The organism is Pseudomonas sp. WS 5410 (assembly GCF_012985645.1).
GTDB classification, from domain to species: Bacteria; Pseudomonadota; Gammaproteobacteria; order Pseudomonadales; family Pseudomonadaceae; genus Aquipseudomonas; species Aquipseudomonas shahriarae.
In genome coordinates, this window is record NZ_JAAQWS010000001.1 from 492424 (window position 1) to 514754 (window position 22331).

22 protein-coding genes are annotated in these 22331 nt (G+C 61.8%); 16 read left to right on the forward strand and 6 right to left on the reverse strand.

Annotation, left to right across the window (positions count from 1 at the left end):
• Nucleotides 1-114 precede the first annotated feature (114 nt).
• On the forward strand, nt 115-420 hold the full coding sequence (locus HBO24_RS02040; RefSeq protein ID WP_057436795.1) for a DUF2388 domain-containing protein: 306 nt from the start codon (nt 115-117) through the stop codon (nt 418-420).
• 55 nt (nt 421-475) lie between these two features.
• Here the strand turns inward: HBO24_RS02040 and rnhA are convergent, their stop codons facing one another.
• Complete coding sequence (rnhA, locus tag HBO24_RS02045; protein WP_057436798.1) at nt 476-928, reverse strand: ribonuclease HI; 453 nt, start codon at nt 926-928, stop codon at nt 476-478.
• Nucleotides 929-1012: 84 nt separating this feature from the next.
• Complete coding sequence (locus HBO24_RS02050; protein ID WP_057436800.1) at nt 1013-1771, reverse strand: methyltransferase domain-containing protein; 759 nt, start codon at nt 1769-1771, stop codon at nt 1013-1015.
• A 65-nt stretch (nt 1772-1836) separates the two neighbouring features.
• Between HBO24_RS02050 and gloB the strand changes: the two genes are divergently transcribed.
• The 11 genes from gloB (at nt 1837) to HBO24_RS02105 (ending at nt 16958) form a co-directional block, all read left to right on the forward strand.
• Nucleotides 1837-2604, forward strand: a complete 768-nt coding sequence (gene gloB / locus HBO24_RS02055) for a hydroxyacylglutathione hydrolase (protein WP_170059225.1) — start codon at nt 1837-1839, stop codon at nt 2602-2604.
• A 98-nt stretch (nt 2605-2702) separates the two neighbouring features.
• Nucleotides 2703-4115, forward strand: coding sequence for a lytic transglycosylase domain-containing protein (locus HBO24_RS02060; protein WP_115128317.1), 1413 nt, complete (start codon nt 2703-2705; stop codon nt 4113-4115).
• A gap of 168 nt (nt 4116-4283) precedes the next feature.
• Complete coding sequence (locus HBO24_RS02065) at nt 4284-6113, forward strand: extracellular solute-binding protein (protein WP_115128318.1); 1830 nt, start codon at nt 4284-4286, stop codon at nt 6111-6113.
• Entirely contained in the window at nt 6110-7948 is a 1839-nt protein-coding gene (locus HBO24_RS02070; RefSeq protein ID WP_057436805.1) for an extracellular solute-binding protein, read from the forward strand. The genes HBO24_RS02065 and HBO24_RS02070 overlap by 4 nt, the downstream gene beginning before the upstream one ends.
• Before the next feature lies 1 nt (nt 7949).
• Entirely contained in the window at nt 7950-9023 is a 1074-nt protein-coding gene (locus tag HBO24_RS02075; protein ID WP_057436807.1) for a microcin C ABC transporter permease YejB, read from the forward strand.
• 1 nt (nt 9024) lies between these two features.
• Nucleotides 9025-10044, forward strand: coding sequence for an ABC transporter permease (locus HBO24_RS02080; RefSeq protein WP_057436809.1), 1020 nt, complete (start codon nt 9025-9027; stop codon nt 10042-10044).
• 1 nt (nt 10045) lies between these two features.
• The gene (locus HBO24_RS02085; protein WP_169960683.1) at nt 10046-11656 is read left to right on the forward strand and encodes an ABC transporter ATP-binding protein; all 1611 of its coding nucleotides are present in this window, start codon (nt 10046-10048) and stop codon (nt 11654-11656) included.
• A 176-nt stretch (nt 11657-11832) separates the two neighbouring features.
• Nucleotides 11833-12363: a sigma-70 family RNA polymerase sigma factor gene (locus tag HBO24_RS02090; protein ID WP_115128320.1), complete on the forward strand. Its 531-nt coding sequence runs from the start codon at nt 11833-11835 to the stop codon at nt 12361-12363.
• Entirely contained in the window at nt 12360-13328 is a 969-nt protein-coding gene (locus tag HBO24_RS02095) for a FecR domain-containing protein (protein ID WP_170059226.1), read from the forward strand. The genes HBO24_RS02090 and HBO24_RS02095 overlap by 4 nt, the downstream gene beginning before the upstream one ends.
• A 227-nt stretch (nt 13329-13555) precedes the next feature.
• A complete protein-coding gene (locus HBO24_RS02100; protein WP_057959390.1) occupies nt 13556-16024 on the forward strand; it encodes a TonB-dependent receptor in 2469 nt (822 codons plus the stop codon).
• 112 nt (nt 16025-16136) lie between these two features.
• A complete protein-coding gene (locus HBO24_RS02105) occupies nt 16137-16958 on the forward strand; it encodes an AraC family transcriptional regulator (RefSeq protein ID WP_170059227.1) in 822 nt (273 codons plus the stop codon).
• Nucleotide 16959: 1 nt separating this feature from the next.
• Here HBO24_RS02105 and HBO24_RS02110 read toward each other — a convergent pair whose 3' ends face one another.
• Entirely contained in the window at nt 16960-17547 is a 588-nt protein-coding gene (locus HBO24_RS02110) for a LysE family translocator (protein WP_057445062.1), read from the reverse strand.
• Between the two features lie 97 nt (nt 17548-17644).
• On the reverse strand, nt 17645-18241 hold the full coding sequence (locus HBO24_RS02115) for an NUDIX domain-containing protein (RefSeq protein ID WP_170059228.1): 597 nt from the start codon (nt 18239-18241) through the stop codon (nt 17645-17647).
• Between the two features lie 183 nt (nt 18242-18424).
• Between HBO24_RS02115 and HBO24_RS02120 the strand changes: the two genes are divergently transcribed.
• Both HBO24_RS02120 and HBO24_RS02125 read left to right on the forward strand, forming a co-directional pair.
• Nucleotides 18425-19594 carry a GGDEF domain-containing protein gene (locus HBO24_RS02120; protein WP_057436819.1) on the forward strand — a complete coding sequence of 390 codons (1170 nt, stop codon included), beginning with the start codon at nt 18425-18427 and terminating at the stop codon, nt 19592-19594.
• A 74-nt stretch (nt 19595-19668) separates the two neighbouring features.
• Nucleotides 19669-20553, forward strand: a complete 885-nt coding sequence (locus HBO24_RS02125; RefSeq protein ID WP_170059229.1) for an alpha/beta hydrolase — start codon at nt 19669-19671, stop codon at nt 20551-20553.
• Between the two features lie 202 nt (nt 20554-20755).
• On the opposite strand, the gene HBO24_RS02130 is transcribed toward HBO24_RS02125, so the two are convergent.
• Entirely contained in the window at nt 20756-20968 is a 213-nt protein-coding gene (locus HBO24_RS02130; protein WP_057959387.1) for a PLDc N-terminal domain-containing protein, read from the reverse strand.
• Nucleotides 20969-21073: 105 nt separating this feature from the next.
• Nucleotides 21074-21283 carry a DUF3079 domain-containing protein gene (locus HBO24_RS02135; protein WP_057436825.1) on the reverse strand — a complete coding sequence of 70 codons (210 nt, stop codon included), beginning with the start codon at nt 21281-21283 and terminating at the stop codon, nt 21074-21076.
• Between the two features lie 176 nt (nt 21284-21459).
• Here HBO24_RS02135 and HBO24_RS02140 point away from each other — a divergent pair, with 176 nt between their 5' ends.
• Both HBO24_RS02140 and HBO24_RS02145 read left to right on the forward strand, forming a co-directional pair.
• The gene (locus HBO24_RS02140; RefSeq protein WP_170059230.1) at nt 21460-21990 is read left to right on the forward strand and encodes an iron transporter; all 531 of its coding nucleotides are present in this window, start codon (nt 21460-21462) and stop codon (nt 21988-21990) included.
• Nucleotides 21991-22314: a cupredoxin domain-containing protein gene (locus HBO24_RS02145; protein WP_057436827.1), complete on the forward strand. Its 324-nt coding sequence runs from the start codon at nt 21991-21993 to the stop codon at nt 22312-22314. It abuts the gene before it with no gap.
• Nucleotides 22315-22331 lie beyond the last annotated feature (17 nt).

Below are 22331 nucleotides of genomic sequence, written 5' to 3' on the forward strand. Positions count from 1 at the left end.
CGCCGCGAGCCCTCGCCCAACAGTTTTTTACAAGGTTTAGCAAAGCTTGCGCAGTTTGCTATCACACGCCTTGTTAGCCTGCGCCGCTCCTTACAGATGCGTAAAAATCTACCCATGCTCAAGCCAAACTATCTGCTCGCCCTGTGCCTGATGGGCGCTGCCCATGCCCAGGCCACCAGCTTTGTGATGACCACCGACGCCCTGGTCAGCCTGTCGATGAGTGCCACCAAGGGCACCAGCAGCAACTTCAAGGATGACAAGATCGTACTGGCGGCCAAGGACGATGCCGCGGCGTTTGTTGCCAGCCACGGCGAGATACGGGGTGTCCAGCTGGAGTCGGCATTGCAGCACATTCGCCGCACCTTGCCGGCGTTACGCGATACGGACGAGCAACTCGCCCGGGGGATTCTGGCGTTGTGATTTCAGCGATTGCCAGATCCAGGACCGCGCCCGCCAACAAGGGCTATGGGGAACCTCAGCTCTGCTTGTAACCGCGCACGTCATCCACGCCACGATTGGCCAATTGGTCGGCCCGCTCGTTGCCCGGGTGGCCGATATGCCCGCGCACCCATTTCCAGGTGATGTTATGGCGGTTGCACTGTTCATCCAGCAACTGCCATAGGTCGGCGTTCTTTACCGGCTCCTTGGCTGCAGTCTTCCAGCCGCGCTTTTTCCAGTTGACCATCCACTCGTTGATGCCTTTCATGACGTACTGCGAATCCGTCACCAGCAGCACGTCGCAACGGCGCTTGAGCTCCTCCAGGCCGCGAATGGCGCCCATCAGCTCCATGCGGTTGTTGGTGGTGTTGGGTTCGCCGCCCCACAACTCCTTCTCCACGCCCTTGCACACCAGCAAGGCGCCCCAGCCGCCCGGACCAGGATTGCCCTTGCAGGCGCCGTCGGTAAAGAGTTCTACGCTATCGGTCATTACGCTATCCATCAAAGCGGGTTGCCGGTAATCGACCGACAGCTCCCGAGGTCGCACACGACGACCTGAATGCCAAAAAGTGAGTTATTGCTCGCTGGAGCGCCGGTTGACCTTGGCCAGGGGCATTGGCACCAGTTTGCCGATGGGCTCGCGCCGGACCTGGCTCACCGGTCGCAGCCCGACCACGATCTTGCGGGCTACCAGCAGGTAGAAACCGCCCCCGGACAACTGCCAGGCCCCGGCACGGCGCTCCCAACCGGCCAACCGGCCCTGCCACTTGGGCGAAGCAAGCGGCGGACGATAGCACCCGAAGCGACGTTTCTCCAGCGCGAAGCCCAGCAGGTTCAACCAGTCGCTGACCCGTGAGGGCGAGATGCAGCGGGCCTGGCGCAGCGCATCATGGGCGAAGACATGCCGCAGGCCCCAGGAGCTCCAGGGGTTGATGCCGACGATCAATAGATGGCCACCCGGGCGCACCGCGCTGGCCGCTTCACGCAGCAAGCCATGGGGCGACAGGCAGAAATCCAGGCCGTGCTGCATCACCACCACATCGGCGGCGTGCTCGCTCAAAGGCCAGGCCTGTTCTTCGCAGACAATCTCGACCCCCGGCAACGGCGCGCCCAGGCGCACATTGCGCTGCACCTGGGGCGCGGGCGGCGGGGTTTGTGCCGAAGGGCCGTAGTGCACCAGGTAGCCGCCAAAGAAGCGCTCAAGCTCTTCTTCGAGCATAAGCCGCTCCTGTTCCAGCAGAAATTGCCCGATCGGCCCGGACAGCCACTCACGGGCTGCGCTGATCAACGCCAGCCACTCGGGATCGGCCTGGGCGAACGCTTTATCAGTCATTGCATTCTCCAACTCGCCAAGACGTTCTAAGATGCACCAATGTGTTCAGCTTGGCGAATAGAAGAATGATACAGATCAGTGCCCTGCCCGCCTTCACCGATAACTACATCTGGTTGTTACAGGACCATCGCAGCCATCGTTGTGCCGTGGTCGATCCGGGCGATGCCGCGCCTGTCATGGCGTGGCTTGCGCAGCACCCGGACTGGACCCTCGGCGACATCCTGATTACCCACCACCACAATGACCACGTGGGCGGCGTAGAGCAGCTCAAGCAAGCCACAGGCGCCAAGGTCTATGGCCCGGCCAGCGAAAAAATCCCGGCCCGTGACGTCGCGCTCAACGATAACGACCGGATCGAGGTGCTGGGCTGGGGCTTCGACGTGCTCGCCGTGCCGGGACACACCCTGGGACATATAGCCTTTTATCATCATGGCTTGCTGTTCTGCGGCGACACCCTGTTCGCCGCCGGTTGTGGGCGTTTGTTCGAAGGCACGCCGCAACAGATGTACAACTCCCTGGAGCGCCTGGCCGCGCTGCCGGCCGACACGCTGGTCTACTGCACCCACGAGTACACCCAAAGCAACCTGCGCTTTGCCCAGGCCGTGGAACCGCACAACGCCGATATCGCCGAACGGGTGGCTAAAGTCAGCCAACTTCTGGCAGCCGGCAAGATGACGTTGCCCTCGACCTTGGCCCTGGAAAAACTCACCAACCCGTTTTTGCGCACCGCCGAAACATCCGTTAAACAAAAAGCGGACGAGTGGGGGAACCGCGATAACCGCGCTGGGAGCGAGGTTTTTGCTAGCTTGCGAGCGTGGAAAGACACGTTCTAAGCAGACAGGTTCTGATACGAAATTTCTGAATGGTTGACCGGAACCCAAGCGCTTTCTAGAATCGCCCGACATTTTTGCCCGGAACTAACTTCCAGCCAATGTCGTCATCTATTCGTAAGTCCAACCATTCAGACGCATTGACCCGCCTGGCTCAAGCCATTGCGGTGGCCGTATCCGCAACTCTGGCGGGCTGCCAAACCACTCATTTCGCTGCACAATCCACCGTGCAACCCAAACCCGTACTCACAGCCAAGATCAAGCAAAAACCCCTTTGGCTCTCAGAGAAGCCAAGCCCGCAGGTCCCCCAGGATGTCTGGGAGCGCATGCGCCAGGGGTTCCAACTGCAGGACGGTGTCGGCGTCAACCCGCGTATCGAGCAACAGCGCCTGTGGTTCGCCAGCAACCCGTCCTTCCTGGAGAATGCCGGCGAACGCGGCAGCCTCTATATTCACTACATCGTCGAACGCCTTGAAGAACGCAACATGCCCCTGGAGCTGGCGCTGCTGCCAGTGATTGAAAGTGCCTACAACCCAATGGCCTATTCACGCAGCGATGCGGTCGGCCTGTGGCAATTCATTCCCTCCACCGGGCGCTACTTCAACCTGCGCCAGACCCGTGCCTACGACGGCCGTCGCGACATCACCGCCTCCACCACCGCCGCCCTGGACTATCTGACACGTCTGCATGACATGTTCAACGGCGACTGGCTGCTGGCCCTGGCGGCCTATAACGCGGGTGAAGGCACGGTCAGCCGGGCCATCGAGCGCAACGAGAAGCTCGGCCTGCCCACCGACTACTGGAACCTGCCGCTGCCCCAGGAAACCAAGGACTACGTGCCCAAGTTCCTGGCGCTGTCCCAGGTGGTGCTGGCCCCCGAGGCCTACGGCGTCAACCTGAACCCGATTGCCAACACGCCGTACTTCGAAATGGTCGAAGTCAAGCAAAGCATGGACCTGTCCCGGGTCGCCGCGCTGGCCGAGATCGACGAAGACGAACTGTTCCAGCTCAACCCGGCCTTCAAGCAACGCACCACCCTGGACGGTCCCCAGCATTTGTTGGTGCCCACCTCCAAGGCGCAGTTACTGGCCAGTAGCCTGTCCTCGATGAACCCCGAGGAATTGTTGAGCCTGCGCCCGAAAAAGCCGGTGTTTGACGAAGTCGAACACAAGGCCGTGGCCGGGCGCTCGCGCAGCTACAAGGTCAAGAGCGGCGACAACCTGACGCTGATTGCCAAGGCCAACAAGGTCGATGTGCATGACCTGCAGCGCTGGAACAAGCTCAATGGCCAGGCCCTGAAGGTTGGCCAGACCCTGGTGATGCAGGACACCCGCAAACTGGTGGCCAAGGCTGGCGGCAAGAAACCGGTGCAATACAAGGTCAAGAAAGGTGACTCGCTGTACATGGTTGCCAAGCGCTTCAACGTCGAGATGCAACATCTCAAGCGTTGGAACCCTCGCACTGGCCAGGCCTTGAAGCCGGGGCAGATGCTGGTGGTTTCCGGGCCAAGATAAACCGAGTGCACGCAGGCCTGTATGGGAGCCAGCTCCCATACAGGCCCTGCGCACCGCTCAAGATCCCTCCGAGCCTGAAAATGGCCTTTTCAACAGTCTTTTTCCAAGCGGAACAAGCTGTTACTGTACCGATCATAAAGCCCAAGCCGCCCGGATCGGATCTCTGACTTGAAGCGTCCCCTCCTTCTACTAATAAGTCTGGCCTTGAGCTTTTGCGCGAATGCGACCATTACCGAGAACCACGGTTATGCGCAGTTCGGTACGCTCAAGTACCCGGCCAAATTCACCCACTTCGATTGGGTAAACCCCGCAGCGCCCAAGGGCGGCACCTTGCGGGTCATGGCATTTGGCACGTTTGACACCCTCAACCCCTATACCTTCAAGGGCTCCAGCCCGGTCTCCACCGCCAATTTCCTGCAATACGGCGTTAACGAGCTCAACGAGCCGCTGATGGTCGGCACCGGCCAGTACGCCCCATCCGGCGACGAGCCCACGTCCAGTTATGGCCTGATTGCCCAATCTGTGGAGTACAGCGAGGACCGCAGTTGGGTGGTGTTCAACCTGCGCCCGCAAGCGCGCTTCCATGACGGCAAGCCCATTACCGCCGACGACGTGGCGTTTTCCTACCGCACCTTGCTGACCGAAGGCCATCCGCAATACCGCACCAACCTGCAGGAAGTGGCCCGGGTGGATGTACTCAACCCCCATCGCATCCGCTTCGTGTTCAAGCGCGCCGGCAACCCGCTGTTGATCCTGCGCCTGGGCGAGTTGCCGGTGCTGCCTCAGCACTACTGGAAAAACCGCGACTTCAAGGCCACCACCTTCGAGCCGCCGCTGGGCAGCGGGCCCTATCGCATCAGCCAGGTGCAACCGGGCCGGCAATTGGTGTTCGAGCGGGTCAAGGACTATTGGGGCAAGGACCTGCCGGTCAATCGCGGGTTCTACAACTACGACAAGGTCGAGGTGGAGTTCTATCGCGACAGCGACGTGGCCTTCGAGGCATTCAAGGCCGGCGAATTCGACATTTATATCGAACACCAGGCCAAAAACTGGGCCAATGGCTACAACTTCCCGGCGGTGAACCGTGGCGAAGTCATCAAGGCGCAGATTGCCCACCAGATCCCGACCCAGAGCCAGGGCCTGTTCATGAACAGCCGGCGCGCCACTTTCAGCCAGGCCAAAGTGCGCGAAGCGCTGGGGCTGATGTTCGATTTCGAGTGGACCAACCGCACCCTGTTCAGCGGCGCCTATAAACGCACCCTGAGCTACTACCCCAACAGCGAATTCGCGGCCAGCGGCCTGCCGGTGGGTCATGAATGGCTGATGCTCTCGCCCTATCGCGACCAGCTGCCGTCCAATCTGTTTACCCAGGCCTTCAGCCTGCCGCAGACCGACGGGCGCGGCATCCCCCGGGAAACCTTGCGCCGTGCCCTCGGCCTGCTGGCCGAAGGTGGCTGGAAACTCTCTGGCCAGCGCCTGCTCGACAGCAATGGCCAGCCGCTGCGTTTCGAAATCCTGCTGGTCAACCCGAACCTGGAGCGCATCCTGCAACCTTACGTCGAAAACCTGCGCAGCATCGGCATTGATGCCCGCCTGCGCACGGTGGACCGCGCGCAGTACAAGCAGCGCCTCGATCAGTTTGATTTCGACATGATCCTGATGACCCTCAACCAGACCTTGAGCCCTGGCCTTGAGCAGTGGCAGTACTTCCACTCCAGCCAGGCCGCGATCAAAGGCAGCAAGAACTACGCGGGCATCGCCAACCCGGTGGTCGACCACCTGCTGGAGCAACTGCTCGCCGCGCAGACCCGCGACCAACAAGTCGCCGCCGGCCGGGCCCTGGACCGGGTCCTGCTGTGGCAGCACTACAGTATTCCCAATTGGTATCTCAACTATCATCGCCTGGCGTACCGTAACCGGTTCGCCTTCGTCACCACGCCGCCCTACAGCCTGGGCCTGAGCGCGTGGTGGCTGAAAGCTTCGGAGAAACCCCAATGATGCCTTTGCGTACTGCGATTATCAGTGGCCTGTTGTTTTGCGCCCAGGCCGTTGCTGCCCCACAACATGCCTTGACCCTGTATGACGAGCCGCCCAAGTACCCGGCCAATTTCAAGCATGTCGACTACGTCAACCCGGATGCGCCCAAAGGCGGCACCTTTCGCGAAGCAGCCATGGGCAGCTTCGACAGCCTCAATCCGTTTATCAGCAAGGGCGTGCCCGCCGATAACATCACCCTGGTCTACGACACCCTGGCCCAGCAGGGCCTGGACGAACCCATCACTGAATATGGCCTGATCGCCGGCAAGATCGAAAAAGCCCCGGATAACAGCTGGGTACGCTTCTACCTGCGGCCCGAAGCGCGCTTCCACGATGGCCATCCGGTGCATGCCGAAGATGTGGTGTTCACCTTTGAGACCCTGATCACCCAGGGCAGCCCGATCTACCGCACCTACTACGCCGACGTCGCCGAAGTGATCGCCGAAGACCCATTGCGCGTGCTGTTCAAGTTCAAGCACACCAGCAACCGCGAACTGCCGTTGATCCTCGGCCAATTGCCAGTGTTGCCCAAACACTGGTGGGCCGGGCGTGACTTTGCCAAGAGCAGCCTGGAGATCCCCCTGGGCAGCGGCCCCTACAAAGTGGCCGAGGTCAAGCCAGGGCGCTCGATCCGCTACGAGCGGGTCAAGGATTACTGGGGCAAGGACCTGCCCGTCAACAAGGGCCTGTACAACTTCGATTACCGCATCAGCGATTACTACCGCGACAGCACCGTGGCCCTGGAGGCGCTCAAGGCCGGGCAGTTCGATTACTGGCAGGAAATGACGGCCAAGAACTGGGCCAACGCCTACAACGTCCCGGCCGTGGCCGAGGGCCGGCTGATCAAGGAAGAACTGCCCAACGGCAATCCCACCGGGATGCAGGGTTTTGTGTTCAATATCCGCAAGCCGATGTTCCAGGACGTGCGGGTGCGCAAGGCGATCAGCCTGTTGATGGACTTCGAATGGACTAACAAGCAACTCTTCAACGGCGCCTATACCCGTACCCGCAGCTATTTCGAGAACTCGGACATGGCCGCCACCGGCCTGCCCAGCCCTGCCGAACTGGCGATTCTCGAACCGCTGCGCGGCAGGATCCCTGACGAAGCCTTCACCCAGGCCTTCGCCCCGGCAAAAACCGATGCCAGCGGCATGATCCGCACCCAGCAGCGCGAAGCCTACCAACTGTTGCAAGAGGCCGGCTGGCGCATTGTTGACGACAAGATGGTCGACACCACCGGCAAGCCGGTGAGCATCGAGTTCATGCTGGCCCAGACCGACTTCGAGCGCATCCTGCTGCCGTTCAAGCGCAACCTGGCGGACCTGGGCATCGAACTGGTGATCCGCCGGGTCGATGTCTCGCAATACGTCAACCGCGTGCGCTCGCGGGACTTCGACATGATGGTCGGCAGCTTTCCGCAGTCCTCCTCACCGGGTAACGAGCAGCGTGAGTTCTGGCAATCGAGCAGTGCCGACAAGCCCGGCAGCCGAAACTACATCGGCCTCAAGGACCCGGCCATCGACGAATTGGTGGAACAATTGATCAATGCCGACTCGCGCAACAGCCTGGTGGCCCATGCCAAGGCCCTGGACCGAGTCTTGCAGTTTGGCTACTACGTGATCCCCAACTGGCACATCAAGACCTACCGCGTGGCCTATTGGAATCACCTTGGCCACCCTAAAGTCCCGCCCCGCTATGACGTGGGCATTGCCACTTGGTGGATCAAGCCCCATCAGGCCCCGGCCGTAACGCCGCAACCCCAGACCACGGCCGATCCGGCGAGCGGAGGCGACTGACATGCTGGCTTATATTTTTCGCAGGTTGCTGCTGATCATCCCCACGCTGTTCGGCATTTTGCTGATCAACTTTGTGATTATCCAGGCCGCCCCCGGCGGCCCGGTGGAACAAATGATCGCCAAGCTCGAAGGCTTTGAAGGTGCTACCAGCCGTATCGCCGGTGGCGGTGCCGAAGTCTCGGTGGCCGGCTCCAGCTACCGCGGGGCCCAGGGCCTGGACCCGACGCTGATCAAGGAAATCGAGAAGATGTACGGCTTCGACAAGTCGGCGCCGGAACGCTTGTGGATCATGGTCAAGAACTACGCCCAGCTGGACTTTGGCGACAGCTTCTTTCGCGACGCCAAGGTCATCGACCTGATCAAGGAGAAAATGCCGGTGTCCATCTCCCTCGGGTTATGGAGCACCCTGATCATGTACCTGGTCTCGATCCCCCTCGGGATCGCCAAGGCCACTCGCCATGGCAGCCACTTTGACGTGTGGACCAGTTCGGCAATCATCGTCGGCTATGCGATCCCGGCGTTTCTGTTTGCCATCCTGCTGATCGTGGTGTTTGCCGGCGGCAGTTATTTTGACTGGTTCCCGCTGCGAGGCCTGACCTCCAACAACTTTGACGAACTGAGCTGGGGCGGCAAGATCCTCGACTACTTCTGGCACCTGGCGCTGCCGGTCACGGCCCTGGTCATCGGTAACTTCGCCACCATGACCCTGCTGACCAAAAACAGCTTTCTCGACGAGATCAACAAGCAGTACGTGATCACCGCCAAGGCCAAGGGCCTGACCAATCACCGCGTGCTCTACGGCCATGTGTTCCGCAACGCCATGCTGCTGGTGATCGCCGGGTTCCCTTCAGCGTTTATCGGCATCTTTTTTACCGGATCGCTGCTAGTCGAAGTGATCTTCTCCCTCGACGGCCTGGGCCTGATGAGCTTTGAAGCGGCGATCAACCGCGATTACCCGGTGGTGTTCGGCACCCTGTTTATCTTCACCCTGCTGGGCCTGGTGGTGAAACTGATCGGTGATTTGACCTACACCCTGGTCGACCCGCGTATCGACTTCGAAAGCCGGGAGCATTGAGATGACGCTATCCCCCCTCAATCGCCGCCGCTTCGAGCGTTTCAAGGCCAATAAACGTGGCTGGTGGTCGCTGTGGCTGTTCCTGATTCTGTTTGGCCTGAGCCTGGGCGCCGAGTTGATCGCCAATGACAAGCCGTTGGCAGTGCATTACGACGGCGACTGGTACTTCCCGGCGCTCAAGCGCTACCCGGAAACCACCTTCGGCGGCGAATTCCCCCTGGAAGCCAACTACAAAAGCCCGTACATCCGCGAACTGCTCAAGGCCAAGGATGCCTGGACGCTCTGGGCACCGATCCCCTACAGCTACCAGAGCATCAACTACGACCTGAAAGTCCCGGCGCCGGCGCCGCCTTCGGCGGATAACCTGCTGGGCACCGACGACCAGGGCCGCGACGTGCTGGCGCGGGTGATCTATGGCTTTCGAGTCTCGGTGCTGTTTGCCCTGACCCTGACGGTGTTGAGCTCGATCATCGGTGTGGCGGCCGGGGCCCTGCAGGGTTTTTATGGCGGCTGGGTCGACCTGGCCGGCCAGCGATTCCTGGAAATCTGGTCGGGGTTGCCGGTGCTGTACCTGCTGATCATCCTCGCCAGCTTTGTACAGCCGAACTTCTGGTGGCTGCTGGGGATCATGTTGCTGTTTTCCTGGATGAGCCTGGTGGACGTGGTGCGCGCCGAGTTCCTGCGTGGCCGTAACCTGGAATACGTGCGCGCGGCCCGGGCCCTGGGCATGCAGAACGGCGCGATCATGTTCCGCCATATCCTGCCCAATGCCATGGTCTCAACCATGACCTTTATGCCCTTCATCCTCACCGGCGCGATTGGCACCCTCACCGCCCTGGACTTCCTGGGCTTCGGCCTGCCCGCCGGGTCGCCGTCCCTGGGCGAGTTGGTGGCCCAGGGCAAATCCAACCTGCAGGCGCCATGGCTGGGCATCAGTGCCTTTGCGGTGCTGGCGATCATGTTGAGTTTGCTGGTGTTTATCGGCGAGTCCGCTCGCGATGCCTTCGACCCGAGGAAATGAGATGAATCAGGACAATCTGATCGAAGTCCGCGACCTCAGCGTCGAGTTCGTCACCGGCGAGCAGCATCAGCGCGTGGTGGAAAATATCAGCTTCGATATCCGCCGCGGTGAAACCCTGGCCCTGGTCGGCGAAAGCGGCTCCGGCAAGTCGGTGACCGCCCACTCGATTCTGCGCCTGCTGCCCTACCCCCTGGCGCGGCATCCGTCCGGCACGATCAAGTATGCCGGGCAGGATCTGCTGACCCTGAAAGAAAAGCCCCTGCGCCAGATTCGCGGCAACCGCATTGCGATGATCTTCCAGGAGCCGATGACCTCGCTGAACCCGCTGCACTCCATCGAAAAGCAGATCAACGAAGTGCTGGGCCTGCACAAGGGCCTGACCGGCAAGGCTGCGACCCTGCGCACCCTGGAACTGCTGGACCTGGTGGGCATCCCCGAACCGCACAAGCGCCTCAAGGCCTTGCCCCATGAGTTGTCCGGCGGCCAGCGTCAGCGGGTGATGATCGCCATGGCCCTGGCCAACGAGCCGGAACTGCTGATCGCCGACGAGCCGACCACGGCCCTGGACGTGACCGTGCAGTTGAAGATCCTCGAACTGCTCAAGGAGTTGCAGGCGCGCCTGGGCATGGCGCTGTTGCTGATCAGCCATGACTTGAACCTGGTGCGGCGCATTGCCCACCGCGTGTGTGTGATGCAGCGCGGTTGCATTGTCGAGCAGGCGTCCTGCGAAGAACTGTTTCGCTCCCCGCAGCATCCGTACACCCAGGAACTGCTGGCCGCCGAGCCCAGTGGCGGTCCGGCAAGCAACGCGGTTGGCCCGCCGCTGCTGGAAGTCGACGACCTGAAAGTCTGGTTCCCGATCAAAAAAGGCTTCCTGCGCAATACCGTCGATTACGTCAAGGCGGTGGACGGTATCCACTTCAGCCTGCCCCAGGGCCAGACCCTGGGCATTGTCGGCGAAAGCGGCTCGGGCAAATCTACCCTGGGCCTGGCGATCCTGCGGTTGATCGGCAGCAAGGGCGGGATCCGTTTTGAGGGCCAGCAACTGGACCAACTGACCCAGCAACAGGTGCGGCCATTGCGCCGGGAAATGCAGGTGGTGTTCCAGGACCCGTTTGGCAGCCTGAGCCCGCGTATGTGCGTCAGCGAGATCGTTGGCGAAGGTTTGCGCATCCACAAGATCGGCACCGCGGCCGAGCAGGAAGCAGCGATTATCGCCGCGCTCAAGGAGGTGGGGCTCGACCCGCAGACCCGCCACCGCTACCCCCACGAATTCTCCGGAGGTCAACGCCAGCGCATCGCCATTGCCCGCGCCCTGGTGCTCAAGCCACGCCTGATCCTGCTGGATGAGCCCACCTCGGCTCTCGACCGCACGGTGCAGCGCCAGGTGGTGGAACTGCTGCGCAACCTGCAGGCCAAGTACAACCTGACCTACCTGTTTATCAGCCATGACCTGGCGGTGGTCAAAGCCCTGAGCCATCAGTTGATGGTGGTCAAACAGGGGCAAGTGGTGGAACAGGGGGATGCCAAGACCATCTTCGCCGATCCCCAGCATGCCTATACCCGGCAGTTGCTGGAGGCCGCGTTTCTGGTGCCGACCTCACGTAGCTGATCTTGAGTTTAGGCCGGAGACGCCTTGTGGGAGCTGGCTTGCCAGCTCCCACATTTGATTTGTGCAGCTCTGCAGGCAAAGCCTTTCGCAAAAGCAAACCAATATCATTTGCGCTGCCCGCAGGCCTTTGCTTTAATCGCGACCAATTCCTATTCACGTCGTGGCGCCAGCGCCGGTTGGATATTGTGTCGACTTCCCCCGCTTCCTTCAGTCAGCTCTACGGCAGCCACCACTCCTGGCTGCTCGGCCTGTTGCGCCGGCGCCTGAGCAACCGCTGGGATGCCGCCGACCTGGCGCAAGACACCTTTATCCGCGTGCTCAAGCGCCCGCCTGACCAGGCTGACGCCGTGCGCGAGCGCTCGTACCTGGCGACCATCGCCCGTGGCCTGTGCATCGACCATTGGCGCCGCCGCCAACTGGAGCAGGCCTGGCTGCAAAGCCTCGCCGACCGCCCACAGGCGGTGCAGCCATCGCCGGAGCAGCGGGCGATCATTGTCGAAACCCTGTACGAGGTCGATGCCATGCTCGCGCGCCTGCCGCGCAAGGTCAGCGACGCCTTCCTGCTGGCGCAACTGCATGGCCTGACTTACAAGCAAATCGCCCTGCAGTTGGGGGTCTGTGAGCGCATGGTGAAAAAATACATGGCTCAGGCGCTGTTGCACTGCGCGGTGCTGGAAGCCGAGCTCGACGGGTTGCTGGTGGAATGAACCCCAGCGGAAAACTCAGCCACGCCAGCCTGCAGCAGGCAGCCCAATGGTATGTGCGCCTACAGGACCCGCAAGGCGGCAGTCAGGCACAACAGCATTGGCAGACATGGCTGGGGCAGAACCCCGAGCATCAGGCTGCCTGGCGCTATGTCGAGCGCGTCAGCCAACGCTTCGCGCCCCTGACCGACGAGCCCATCGGCGCCGGCCGCGCCCTGCGCAGCACGCGGCGGCAAACCCTCAAGACATTATTGGTGCTGTGCGCCGGTTCGACCTTGGCCTGGGGCACCTGGCGCGGCACTGCCCTGCCCCGGGTGATCGGCGGCTGGAGCGCCGACTACGCCACGGCCAGCGGCGAGATCCGCGATGCGTTGCTCGCCGATGGCACACACATCTGGCTCAACGCCCTGAGCGCCATGGATGTACGCTTCGATGCGCAGCAGCGCCTGTTGCACCTGCGTTTTGGCGAAGTGTTGATCGACACCGCCAAGGACCTCCAGCGGCCGTTCCTGGTCGACACCGCGCACGGCCACCTGCGTGCCCTGGGTACGCGCTTCAGTGTGCTGCACGGCGAAGACAGCACCACCCTGAATGTCTTCGACGGCCGGGTAGAAGTGCGCACCGCCGACGGCCAGCAGGTACGCATTATCGAGTCCGGGCAACAGGCGGTGTTCGGTCGGCACACGATCCGCAGCACAGTGCCCGCATCCGCCACCCGCGAGGCCTGGAGCCGCGGCGTGCTATTGGCCGACAACCTGCCCCTGGGCCAATTGATCGGTGAACTGAACCGCTACCGGCCCGGCCACCTCGGTTGTGATCCGGCCGTGGCCCAGCTGCCAGTGATGGGCTCGTTCCCGCTCAAGGACAGCGAGCATGCGTTGCGGCTGCTGGAGGCGGCATTGCCGATCCAGGTGGACAGAGTGCTGCCGTGGTGGGTCAGCGTGGGGCCCAAAACGCACGCTACTTAACGCCCACCAACCGGGCTGTTGTGGCGAGCGGGCTTGCCCGCGTTGGGTCGCGTAGCGGCCCCAAAAGATGGGACTGCTGCGCAGTCCAACGCGGGCAAGCCCGCTCGCCACAACAGGCCTGGCTCAAGGCGAGCAGTTTTTTTGGCTCCACCTGTTCCCCTTTTCGACGTTCGTTCGGTTAACCCAGCAGACGCTTTCATATTCGCCGAATCCGTAGGGAACCTTCCATGTCGCAACCCGCTGCTTTCACGCTGCGCCCCCTGGCGCTGGCCATCACCGCGACCCTGCTCTGCCTGGGCCCGCTCAATGTGCAGGCGGTGGAAACGCCGTCGACCCAGGAAACCACGCGCAGCTACAACATTGGCGCCGGGTCGCTGGTCAGCGTGCTGAATCGCTTTGCCGAGCAGTCCGGGGTGTTTATCGCCGGCCACAACAGCCTGGCAGCCGGGAAGACCAGCCCTGGACTCAGTGGCAGCTACACCCCCGCAGCCGGCTTGCAGCGTTTGTTGCAAGGCAGCGGTTTGCAGGCCCAACCCCAGGGCGACAATGGCTATGTGCTGGAGCTGGTGCCGCTCAATACCGGCGAGCTGGAGCTGGGTGCCACCACCATTTCCGGCGTGGCCCTGGGCGCCACCACCGAAGACAGTCATTCCTACACCACCGGCTCGATGGCCTCGGCCACCGGCCTGCCGCTGTCGATCCGCGAGACGCCGCAGTCGGTCACCGTGATCACCCGCCAGCAGATGGATGACCAGGGTTCCAACAACATCGCCGACACCCTGCGCCGCGCCCCTGGCGTCAGCGTGCAGAACTACGACAGCGAGCGCTGGGAGTTCTCCAGCCGTGGCCTGCCGATCACCAATTTCCAGTACGACGGCGTCAACTCCACCTATGACGGCGTGTATGACTACGGCACCACCAGCACCGACATGGCGGTGTACGACCACCTGGAAATCATCAAGGGCTCATCGGGCCTGATGAGCGGTTCGGGCGACCCGTCGGCCACGGTCAACCTGATCCGTAAAAAGCCCACCAAGGACTTCAAGGCCTCGGTTACCGGCACCGTGGGCTCCTGGGACAACTACCGCACCGAAGGCGATATCTCCGGGCCGCTGACCGAGTCGGGCAATGTGCGCGGGCGTTTTGTCGGGGTTTATCAGGATCGCTCGTCGTACCTGGACCACTACCAGCACACCAAGGACATTGCCTACGGCATCCTCGAAGCCGATCTGACTCCCGACACCCTGCTGACCTTCGGTATCGACCAGCAGGACACCCGCTCCCGTGGCGCCAGCTGGACCGGTTTCCCGATGTATTTCAGCAATGGCAATCGCACGAATTTCTCGCGCTCGTTCAACCCGGCCGCCGACTGGAGCCGCCGCGACTTCCAGAACCAGACGATCTTCGCCTCGGTCCAGCAAAAGCTGGCCAACGACTGGTCGCTCAAAGTCAGCCTGGACCGCAAGCGCAGCCAGCACGACACCTTGCTCGCCTCCGCCAGTGGCGGCAACCCGGACCAGGTCACTGGTGAGGGCATGTACATGTTCATGGGCAAGTACAAGGGCGACCAGGTGCAGAACACCCTCGACGTCAACCTCAGCGGCCCGTTCAGCCTGTTGGGTCGCGAGCACGAGTTGATCATGGGCTTTATGGCAACCCGCTCGAAACAGGACGTGCCGGTCTACGGTTCGATCTACCCGCCGGTGGGCGGCAGCATTTATGACTGGCGTGGTGAGTACGCCAAGCCGGATATCCCGCGCAGCGGCCAGAACGATATTGTGCAACGCCAAACCGGCGCCTACCTGGCGACCCGCCTCAAGCCTACCGATGACCTGTCGGTGATCCTGGGTACTCGCGTCAGCAATTTCAGCAACACCGACACCACCGACTTCTACGCTGCGACGAGTACCGACGCCCGCACCAGCTACAAGCAAACCGGGGTGGTGACGCCCTACGCCGGGGTGGTCTATGACCTCAACGACATCTGGTCGGTGTACAGCAGCTACACCAAGATCTACCGCCCGCAAAACAGCAAGGATGCCGACCGCAAATTGCTCGACGCGATTGAGGGCGACACTTACGAAGCCGGGCTCAAGGCAGCCTTTTTCGACGGCCGCCTGAACGCCAGCTTCGCCGCGTTCCGCATCGAGCAGGACAATGTCGCGCAATACGTCTCGGGCTTTGAAAGCGACTCGATCTATCGCCCGATTGCCGGCGCCACCACCAAGGGCTTTGAGGTGGAACTGGCCGGCGAAGTGCTGGACGGCTGGAATGTCTCGGCCGGCTACACCTACCAGCACACCCGCGATGCCAACGACGATTACGTCTACAGCTCGGTGCTGCAAACCACCACGCCGCAACAAGTGGTGCGCCTGTTCAACACCTATCGCCTGCCGGGCGCGCTGGACAAGGTGACCCTCGGCGCCGGGGTCAACTGGCAGAGCGAATTCTTCGGCAATGTGTTCCAGCCCAACCCGAATGACACGGTCAACTTTGGCCAATACGCGCGCATCACCCAGGACAGCTACTACCTGGTGGACCTGATGGCACGCTATCGCTTCAACGAGCACTTGAGCGCGACGTTGAACGTGAAAAATGCCCTGGATAAAAAGTACTACACCGGCCTGGGCAACTTCGGCACCGGGTTCTACGGCGAGCCGCGCAGCCTGCAACTGGCAACGCGCTGGGACTTCTAAGCCTGGGGGGCGCCCCCTGAAAAATGTGGGGGTTTGCCGGCGCCTAGATAAGGTCGGCGGCGTATTTATGTGCAATCATCGTGGTCCTACAAGGTCCCCCGGAGATTGCACCATGGCGCTGCCCGACCTCGCCGCCCCACGCTTCTGGCGTGATGCCAGCCTGCCGTTTATCGAGGCGCGTACCATCGAGGATGGGCGCAAGGTCTGCTACACCCGGCATGCCCACGACCACTTTTCGATTGGCGCGATCACCGCCGGGCAAAGCCTGTATCTCCATGGCCCGGACACCTTCCACATCCGCGCCGGCACCGTGGTGCTGATGAACCCGGGCGATGTGCATGCCTGCAACCCCATCGACGACCAGCCCTGGTCGTATCACATGCTCTACATCGACACGCCCTGGCTGACCGATCTGCAACACCAGTTGGGGTTTGCCAGAGACTTGGGCTTTCGCCGCTTCGACGCGACCCATACCGACGACCCGCTGCTGTTTGCCGGCCTGTTGGAGCTGTACACCGTGCTGGTCGACGAGCACACCGAACACCTGCAGAAACACAGCGCCGTGGTGAGTTTTTTCACTGAGGTGCAACTGCGCCTGAACCCGGCTGCCGAGCCTGTACGCGAGGTCAATCACAAGCTGGAACACGCCGCCGAGTACATCCGCGCGCATTGCACCGAGGCGCTGAAGCTGGAAGCAATCTGCCAGGCGGCGCAGCTGTCGCCGTCGTACCTGATTCGCGCGTTCAAGCAGGCTTACGGCATGACGCCCCATGCGTTCCTGATCAACCAGCGCGTCCAGTTCGCCCGCAACCAGTTACGTAGCGGCCACCTGATTGCCGATGTGGCACTGGCCGCCGGTTTTGCCGACCAGGCGCATCTGCAGCGCACGTTCAAGCAACACCTGGCGGCCACGCCGGGGCAGTATCGCGGCTGACTCACGCCAGCAACAGGTACACCACGCTGATCACCAGCAACAGCGCCATGGCCCGATTGAACAGGCGCATGCCCCGGGCATTGCTCAGGTAACGACGAAAAAACGTGCCGACATACGCCCAGCACGCCACCGATAGATAGCAAATCACCAGGTACACCGCCGCCAGTTGCCAGACCCGCGCGGCCTCACCATCGGCCGCAAACAGGCCCATGCCCGCCACACACGCCAGCCAGGCCTTGGGGTTGAGCCATTGCATGACCGCGCCATAGAGCATCGACGGCGCAACAGCCGCGTCTTGCGCATCCAGCCGGCCGTCGTCCATCGCCAGCTTGTAGGCCATGTACAGCAGAAAGGCCACCCCGCCCCACTGGATGCCCTGGGTCAGGATCGGCCAGCGCACCAGCAGTTCGTGCAGGCCCAGGCCAATCAACACCAGCAGCAAGGTGAAGCCCAAGGCCGCGCCGGCCACGTGTTTCTGGCTGGCGGCAAAACCAAAGCGCGCGCCCGAGCCAAGGGCGACCACATTGACCGGGCCGGGGGTGATGGACGTCGCCAAGGCGAAGGCGGCCATGGACATGATCAAACTCATTGCACTTCCTTTTTTGTAATGACAGGTGGACAGGCCTGTACGCTACGTCCCTGTAGCCAGTGCGTATTGAAGAAAATGCCCCTGGAGGCGCTGGCTTCTACGCGTGGGTCAGCGCCGCCTTGAGCAGCCGCAGCTCCAGGTATTGCAGGAGCATGATGGTCTTGCCATCGACAATTTCGCCGCGGCCAACCATGGCGATGGCCTCGTCGAATCCCAACTCCAGCACCTGAATATCTTCGCCTTCGTGCTCCAGCCCGCCGCCCTCGCCCACGCGGTCGCCAGGTTGGTACTCACCGATAAAGAAATGAATGCGCTCGGTCACCGAGCCCGGGCTCATGAAGGCCGAGTAGATTTTCTCCACGTGGCCTACGCGGTAGCCGGTTTCTTCCTCGACTTCCAGGCGAATACGTTCTTCGGGGCTGGCGTTGTCCAGCAAGCCAGCGGCGGTTTCGATCAGGTAGCCGTCATGACCATTGACGAAGGTCGGCATGCGGAACTGGCGAATCAGCAACACTGTGCGCTGCAAGGTGTTGTACAGCAGGATGGTTGCACCGTTGCCGCGGTCGTACACCTCGCGGGTCTGGGCTTGCCAGCTGCCGTCCCGGCGACGCAGGTCGAAGCTGTATTTTTTCAGCAGGTACCAGTTGTCCGAGAGCAACTCTTCGGCGGTGATGCGTACGGGGCTGTTGTCCATGGGGAGCCTTTTGGTCGCAGGGTCGCGCAGCATGTCGGTGACGCCCTGCCAGCGTCAAGCTGTCCATAGGCCAGCATTGTTATGGGTTATCCAGCTACAATTGCGCCCTTTGTGCACCGGATCACCGCCCAGGCATGTGTCCGACGGGGTGATCTCGACAGTGCATCCTTCGGGGTCAAGGACATGATGCTGCACATACCGACGCTCCTGATAGTTGCCGTCTTCGTTTTTTGCCTGATGGGCTTGCTCACCGTGCATGCCTGGCATCGCGTACGTGAGCCCACCCTGGGCTATCTTGGCGTGATGCTGTTGCTGGCCTCCCTCGGCACGGCGTTGATGGTCGTGCGCGGGGTGGGCGTGGACTTCGTCGCGCTGGTGATAGGCAATGTGGTGCTCCTGATGAGCGCGGCAATGAACTGGACCGCCATGCGCCTGTTTGTCCAGGGCAAGCCACACCTGCCGGGCATCCTTGCCGGGCCGGCGCTGTGGCTGGTGATGTGCCTGGTCCCGCAGTTCTATGGCTCGATGTCCAGCCGGGTGACCCTGTATTCCCTGATAGCCGCGAGCTACGGCGTGCTGTCGGCCCTGGAGTTGTGGCGCCACCGTCAACACCTGGAAGTGGCCTATCTGCCAGCCGTGGTGCTGATGCTGTTGCATACGACCTTTTACTGCGTGCGCGGCGTGCTCGATCCCGGCATGCCGTACAAGGACCCGAACGCATTGATGAACGACGGCGTACAGCTTTTTTCGTTCATGCTGTTCGAATCCATGCTGTATGCCATCGGCATCGCCTACGTCACCCTGGCGATGGTCAAGGAGCGCGCCGAACTCAACTTCAAGGCGGCCGCCTTCACCGACGTGCTGACCGGTATCGGCAACCGCCGGGCGTTCATGCTCCATGGCGAACAACTGCTGGCCGACAGCATGCAGCGCGGGCAGCCGGTGACATTGCTGTTGTGTGACCTCGACTACTTCAAGCGCTTGAACGACAGTTTTGGCCATCCCATGGGCGACCAGGCGTTGATCGCCTTCAGCCAACTGACCGCGTCGATCTTGCGCAAGCACGATCTGTTTGCGCGTATTGGTGGCGAAGAGTTTGCCTGCCTGCTGGCCAATACCGATGAACGAGGCGCCGTGCAGGTAGCGGAACGCATTCGCCAGCGGTTCGCCGAGCTGGACCTGCTGGCACCGGGGTTCCTCAGTGTGAGCATCGGGGTGGTGACCACCACGCCGGCCTGCCACGATCTGTCGCGCCTGCTGTCCCAGGCCGACCAGGCGCTGTATCGCGCCAAGGATCAAGGGCGCAATCGCGTGCAGACCGCCTGTAACACTTTGCAAGCAATCGCCCCCTGACGGTGGTCTGAATATTCCCCTCACTGGCCAGGCATCTGGTAAAAATCCGGCTTCGCTCCTGTCCTGGAACCTCCATGGCCTCACGTTTTCTCTCGCGCCTGCGTTTGCGCTGGTTGCCCCTGCTGTGCATGGCATTGCTGATCATCGGCCTGCCCGTGGGCTGCAATGTGCTTCAACACAAGGAGCGCGAGCTGGTGTTTCGCATCGAGCCCGGCACCGCCAGTTGGTACCGCGGCCTCCCTCAAGGCTTACAGGAGTTCGAACTCAAGCCGGCCAGCTTCAAGTCCGGGCAGAGCCTGCATGGCTGGTGGTGGCCGGCGGCGAAAAAAGACGCGCCGGCGATCCTGTACCTGCACGGCGTGCGCTGGAACCTCACTGGCCAGCTGTTTCGCATCGAGCAACTGCACGCCCAGGGCTACTCGGTGCTGGCCATCGACTATCGCGGGTTTGGCCAGAGCCAGGGCGACTTGCCGTCAGAGACCAGCGTCTATGAAGATGCGCGGATTGCCTGGGAGCGCTTCCAGGTGCTGCAACCTGATCCAGGCAAGCGCCTGATCTACGGCCATTCCCTGGGCGGCGCCGTCGCCATCGATCTGGCGGCCGAGTTGGGCCAGCAGGCCGCCGATAAACAGCTGCCGCCTCCGGTGCGCGGGCTGGTGATCGAGTCCACCTTTACCTCCCTGGCCGACGTGGCGGCGGCCGTGGCGAATACCTCGCTGCCGGTGCGCTGGTTGCTGTCGCAGAAGTTTGATTCCATCGACAAGATCGCCGATATCCATATGCCCTTGCTGGTGGTGCATGGCCTTGACGACCGCTATGTGCCGCCGCGCTTCAGCCAGCAACTGTTTGATGCGGCCCTGGAGCCCAAGCACCTGCTGTTGGTGCCGGGGGCGAGTCATAACAACAGCCTGAGCCTGGGTGGTCGCAGCTATCGCCAGGCGCTCCAGGGTTTGCTGTAGAACTGCGGATCCGGCACCGATTTCAGCGACGCGTGTCAAGCGCAAGCCGCACGCCAAAAGGCTTGCGAACGATCCTGATCAAATATTAACCGCGGGTTGAATCGCCAGCGCTGCCGGGCCCGCGCAAGGTTATCCACAGAGATACCCACGGTTTTCGTGGACAACTCTTTTGGCATTTAAACGATTTTTTTACGCGGGAGGTTCACCGATTGGCGCCGGCGTTTTCCTTGGCAATCGCCTTGGGCCCGGTGATCGCCCACAGAATCATGCCCAGCAGGGGCACGAATACAATCACCACGACCCACAGCATCTTGGTTTCGGCTCGACTGGCACTGCGCAATACGCAGTTGATCGCCCACAACTCAGCCAGCACCAACAGCGTTGCCAAAATAATCCAGATGTATTCGATTTGCATGGTTCACCTCCTGAGGTCATATACCTTAGGGCCAGGGGTGAACGTGAGGGTTCAGAAAAAATGCCAACGACTGCTCAGGCACCTGGCAAGCCCCCTCACCACCGGTCAGCCAGCTTCCGGCACTTTGTCCGTAGCAATCGGTAACTCAATCCCCCAATCCCCATGCAGGTACCAATCGTCGCCGATCATTTCGGCCGGATGCATGGTGCGGTCAGCCCCGTTGCCGCAGGCCAGGGAGGTGGTTGCGCAGTAACGGTCACAGCCCCAGCAGATACGTTCGGGGTGTTTGGGGTTGAGCGGGAATGGCTTGGCCATGAGCAGGCTCCACAGCGGTGGGCAGTGATTGGATCCTACGGCTGGCGCCGCCCCACGGCCTTGACCAACGTCAAGAATGGTTATGTGTATATCCCTGGAAACTTGACAGGAATCATTATTATTTACAGCAAAGCTTTCTAGACTCGACTTCTCATTTGCCCTGTCAGGAAGTACCCATGCGTATCCCCTTCACGCTGTCACTGGCCCTGCTGTTGTCGACTGGCGCGGCCGTCGCCAAGGAATACCCGATCGGCGAGCCACAAATGTGCCCTGGCCTGGAAGTCGGCGCGGTCTATCTGCAACCGATCGAGATGGCACCGCCAGGCATGATGCGCGCCACCGCCGATTCGGATGTGCATCTGGAAGCCGATATCCGCGCCACCGCCGACAACCAGCAGGGCTTCCAGGAGGGCAGTTTCGTGCCCTACCTCAACGTGTCGTTCCGCCTGCAGAAACAAGGCGGCGCAAGCCCGATCATCGGTGAGTTCCACGCCATGGTGGCCAACGACGGGCCGCACTACGGCGACAACGTCAAGCTGCTGGGCCCGGGCAAATATCAGCTGACCTTCACCGTGATGCCGCCCAGCGGCCATGGCTCACTGGGCCGACACACCGATAAGGAAACCGGGGTCACGCCGTGGTTCGAGCGATGTGAAGTGCACTACGAATTCGTCTACGCGGGGATCGGCAAAAAAGGCGGCTACTGAATGCGCCGCCCCCTCGCCCTCTGCGCCCTGCTGGCCTGTGGCTCGGCCCTGGCCGCGCCCTTGCCCACCTATGAATTGACCCTGCAAGACGGCCACTTCACTCCGGCGCAACTCAAGGTGGCGGCCGGCCAGCGCTTCAAGATCGTGCTGAAAAACATCGGCCAGGGCCCGGCCGAGTTCGAGAGCACACCACTGCGCGTGGAAAAGGTGCTGTCACCGGGGGTCACCACCTTCGTGGTGATCCACCCGCTCAAACCGGGCGCCTATCCGTTTTTCGACGAATTCAACTCACAGCTGCCCGAAGGCAGCATCCTCGCCGAATAACGGCCCAGGAGCATTTG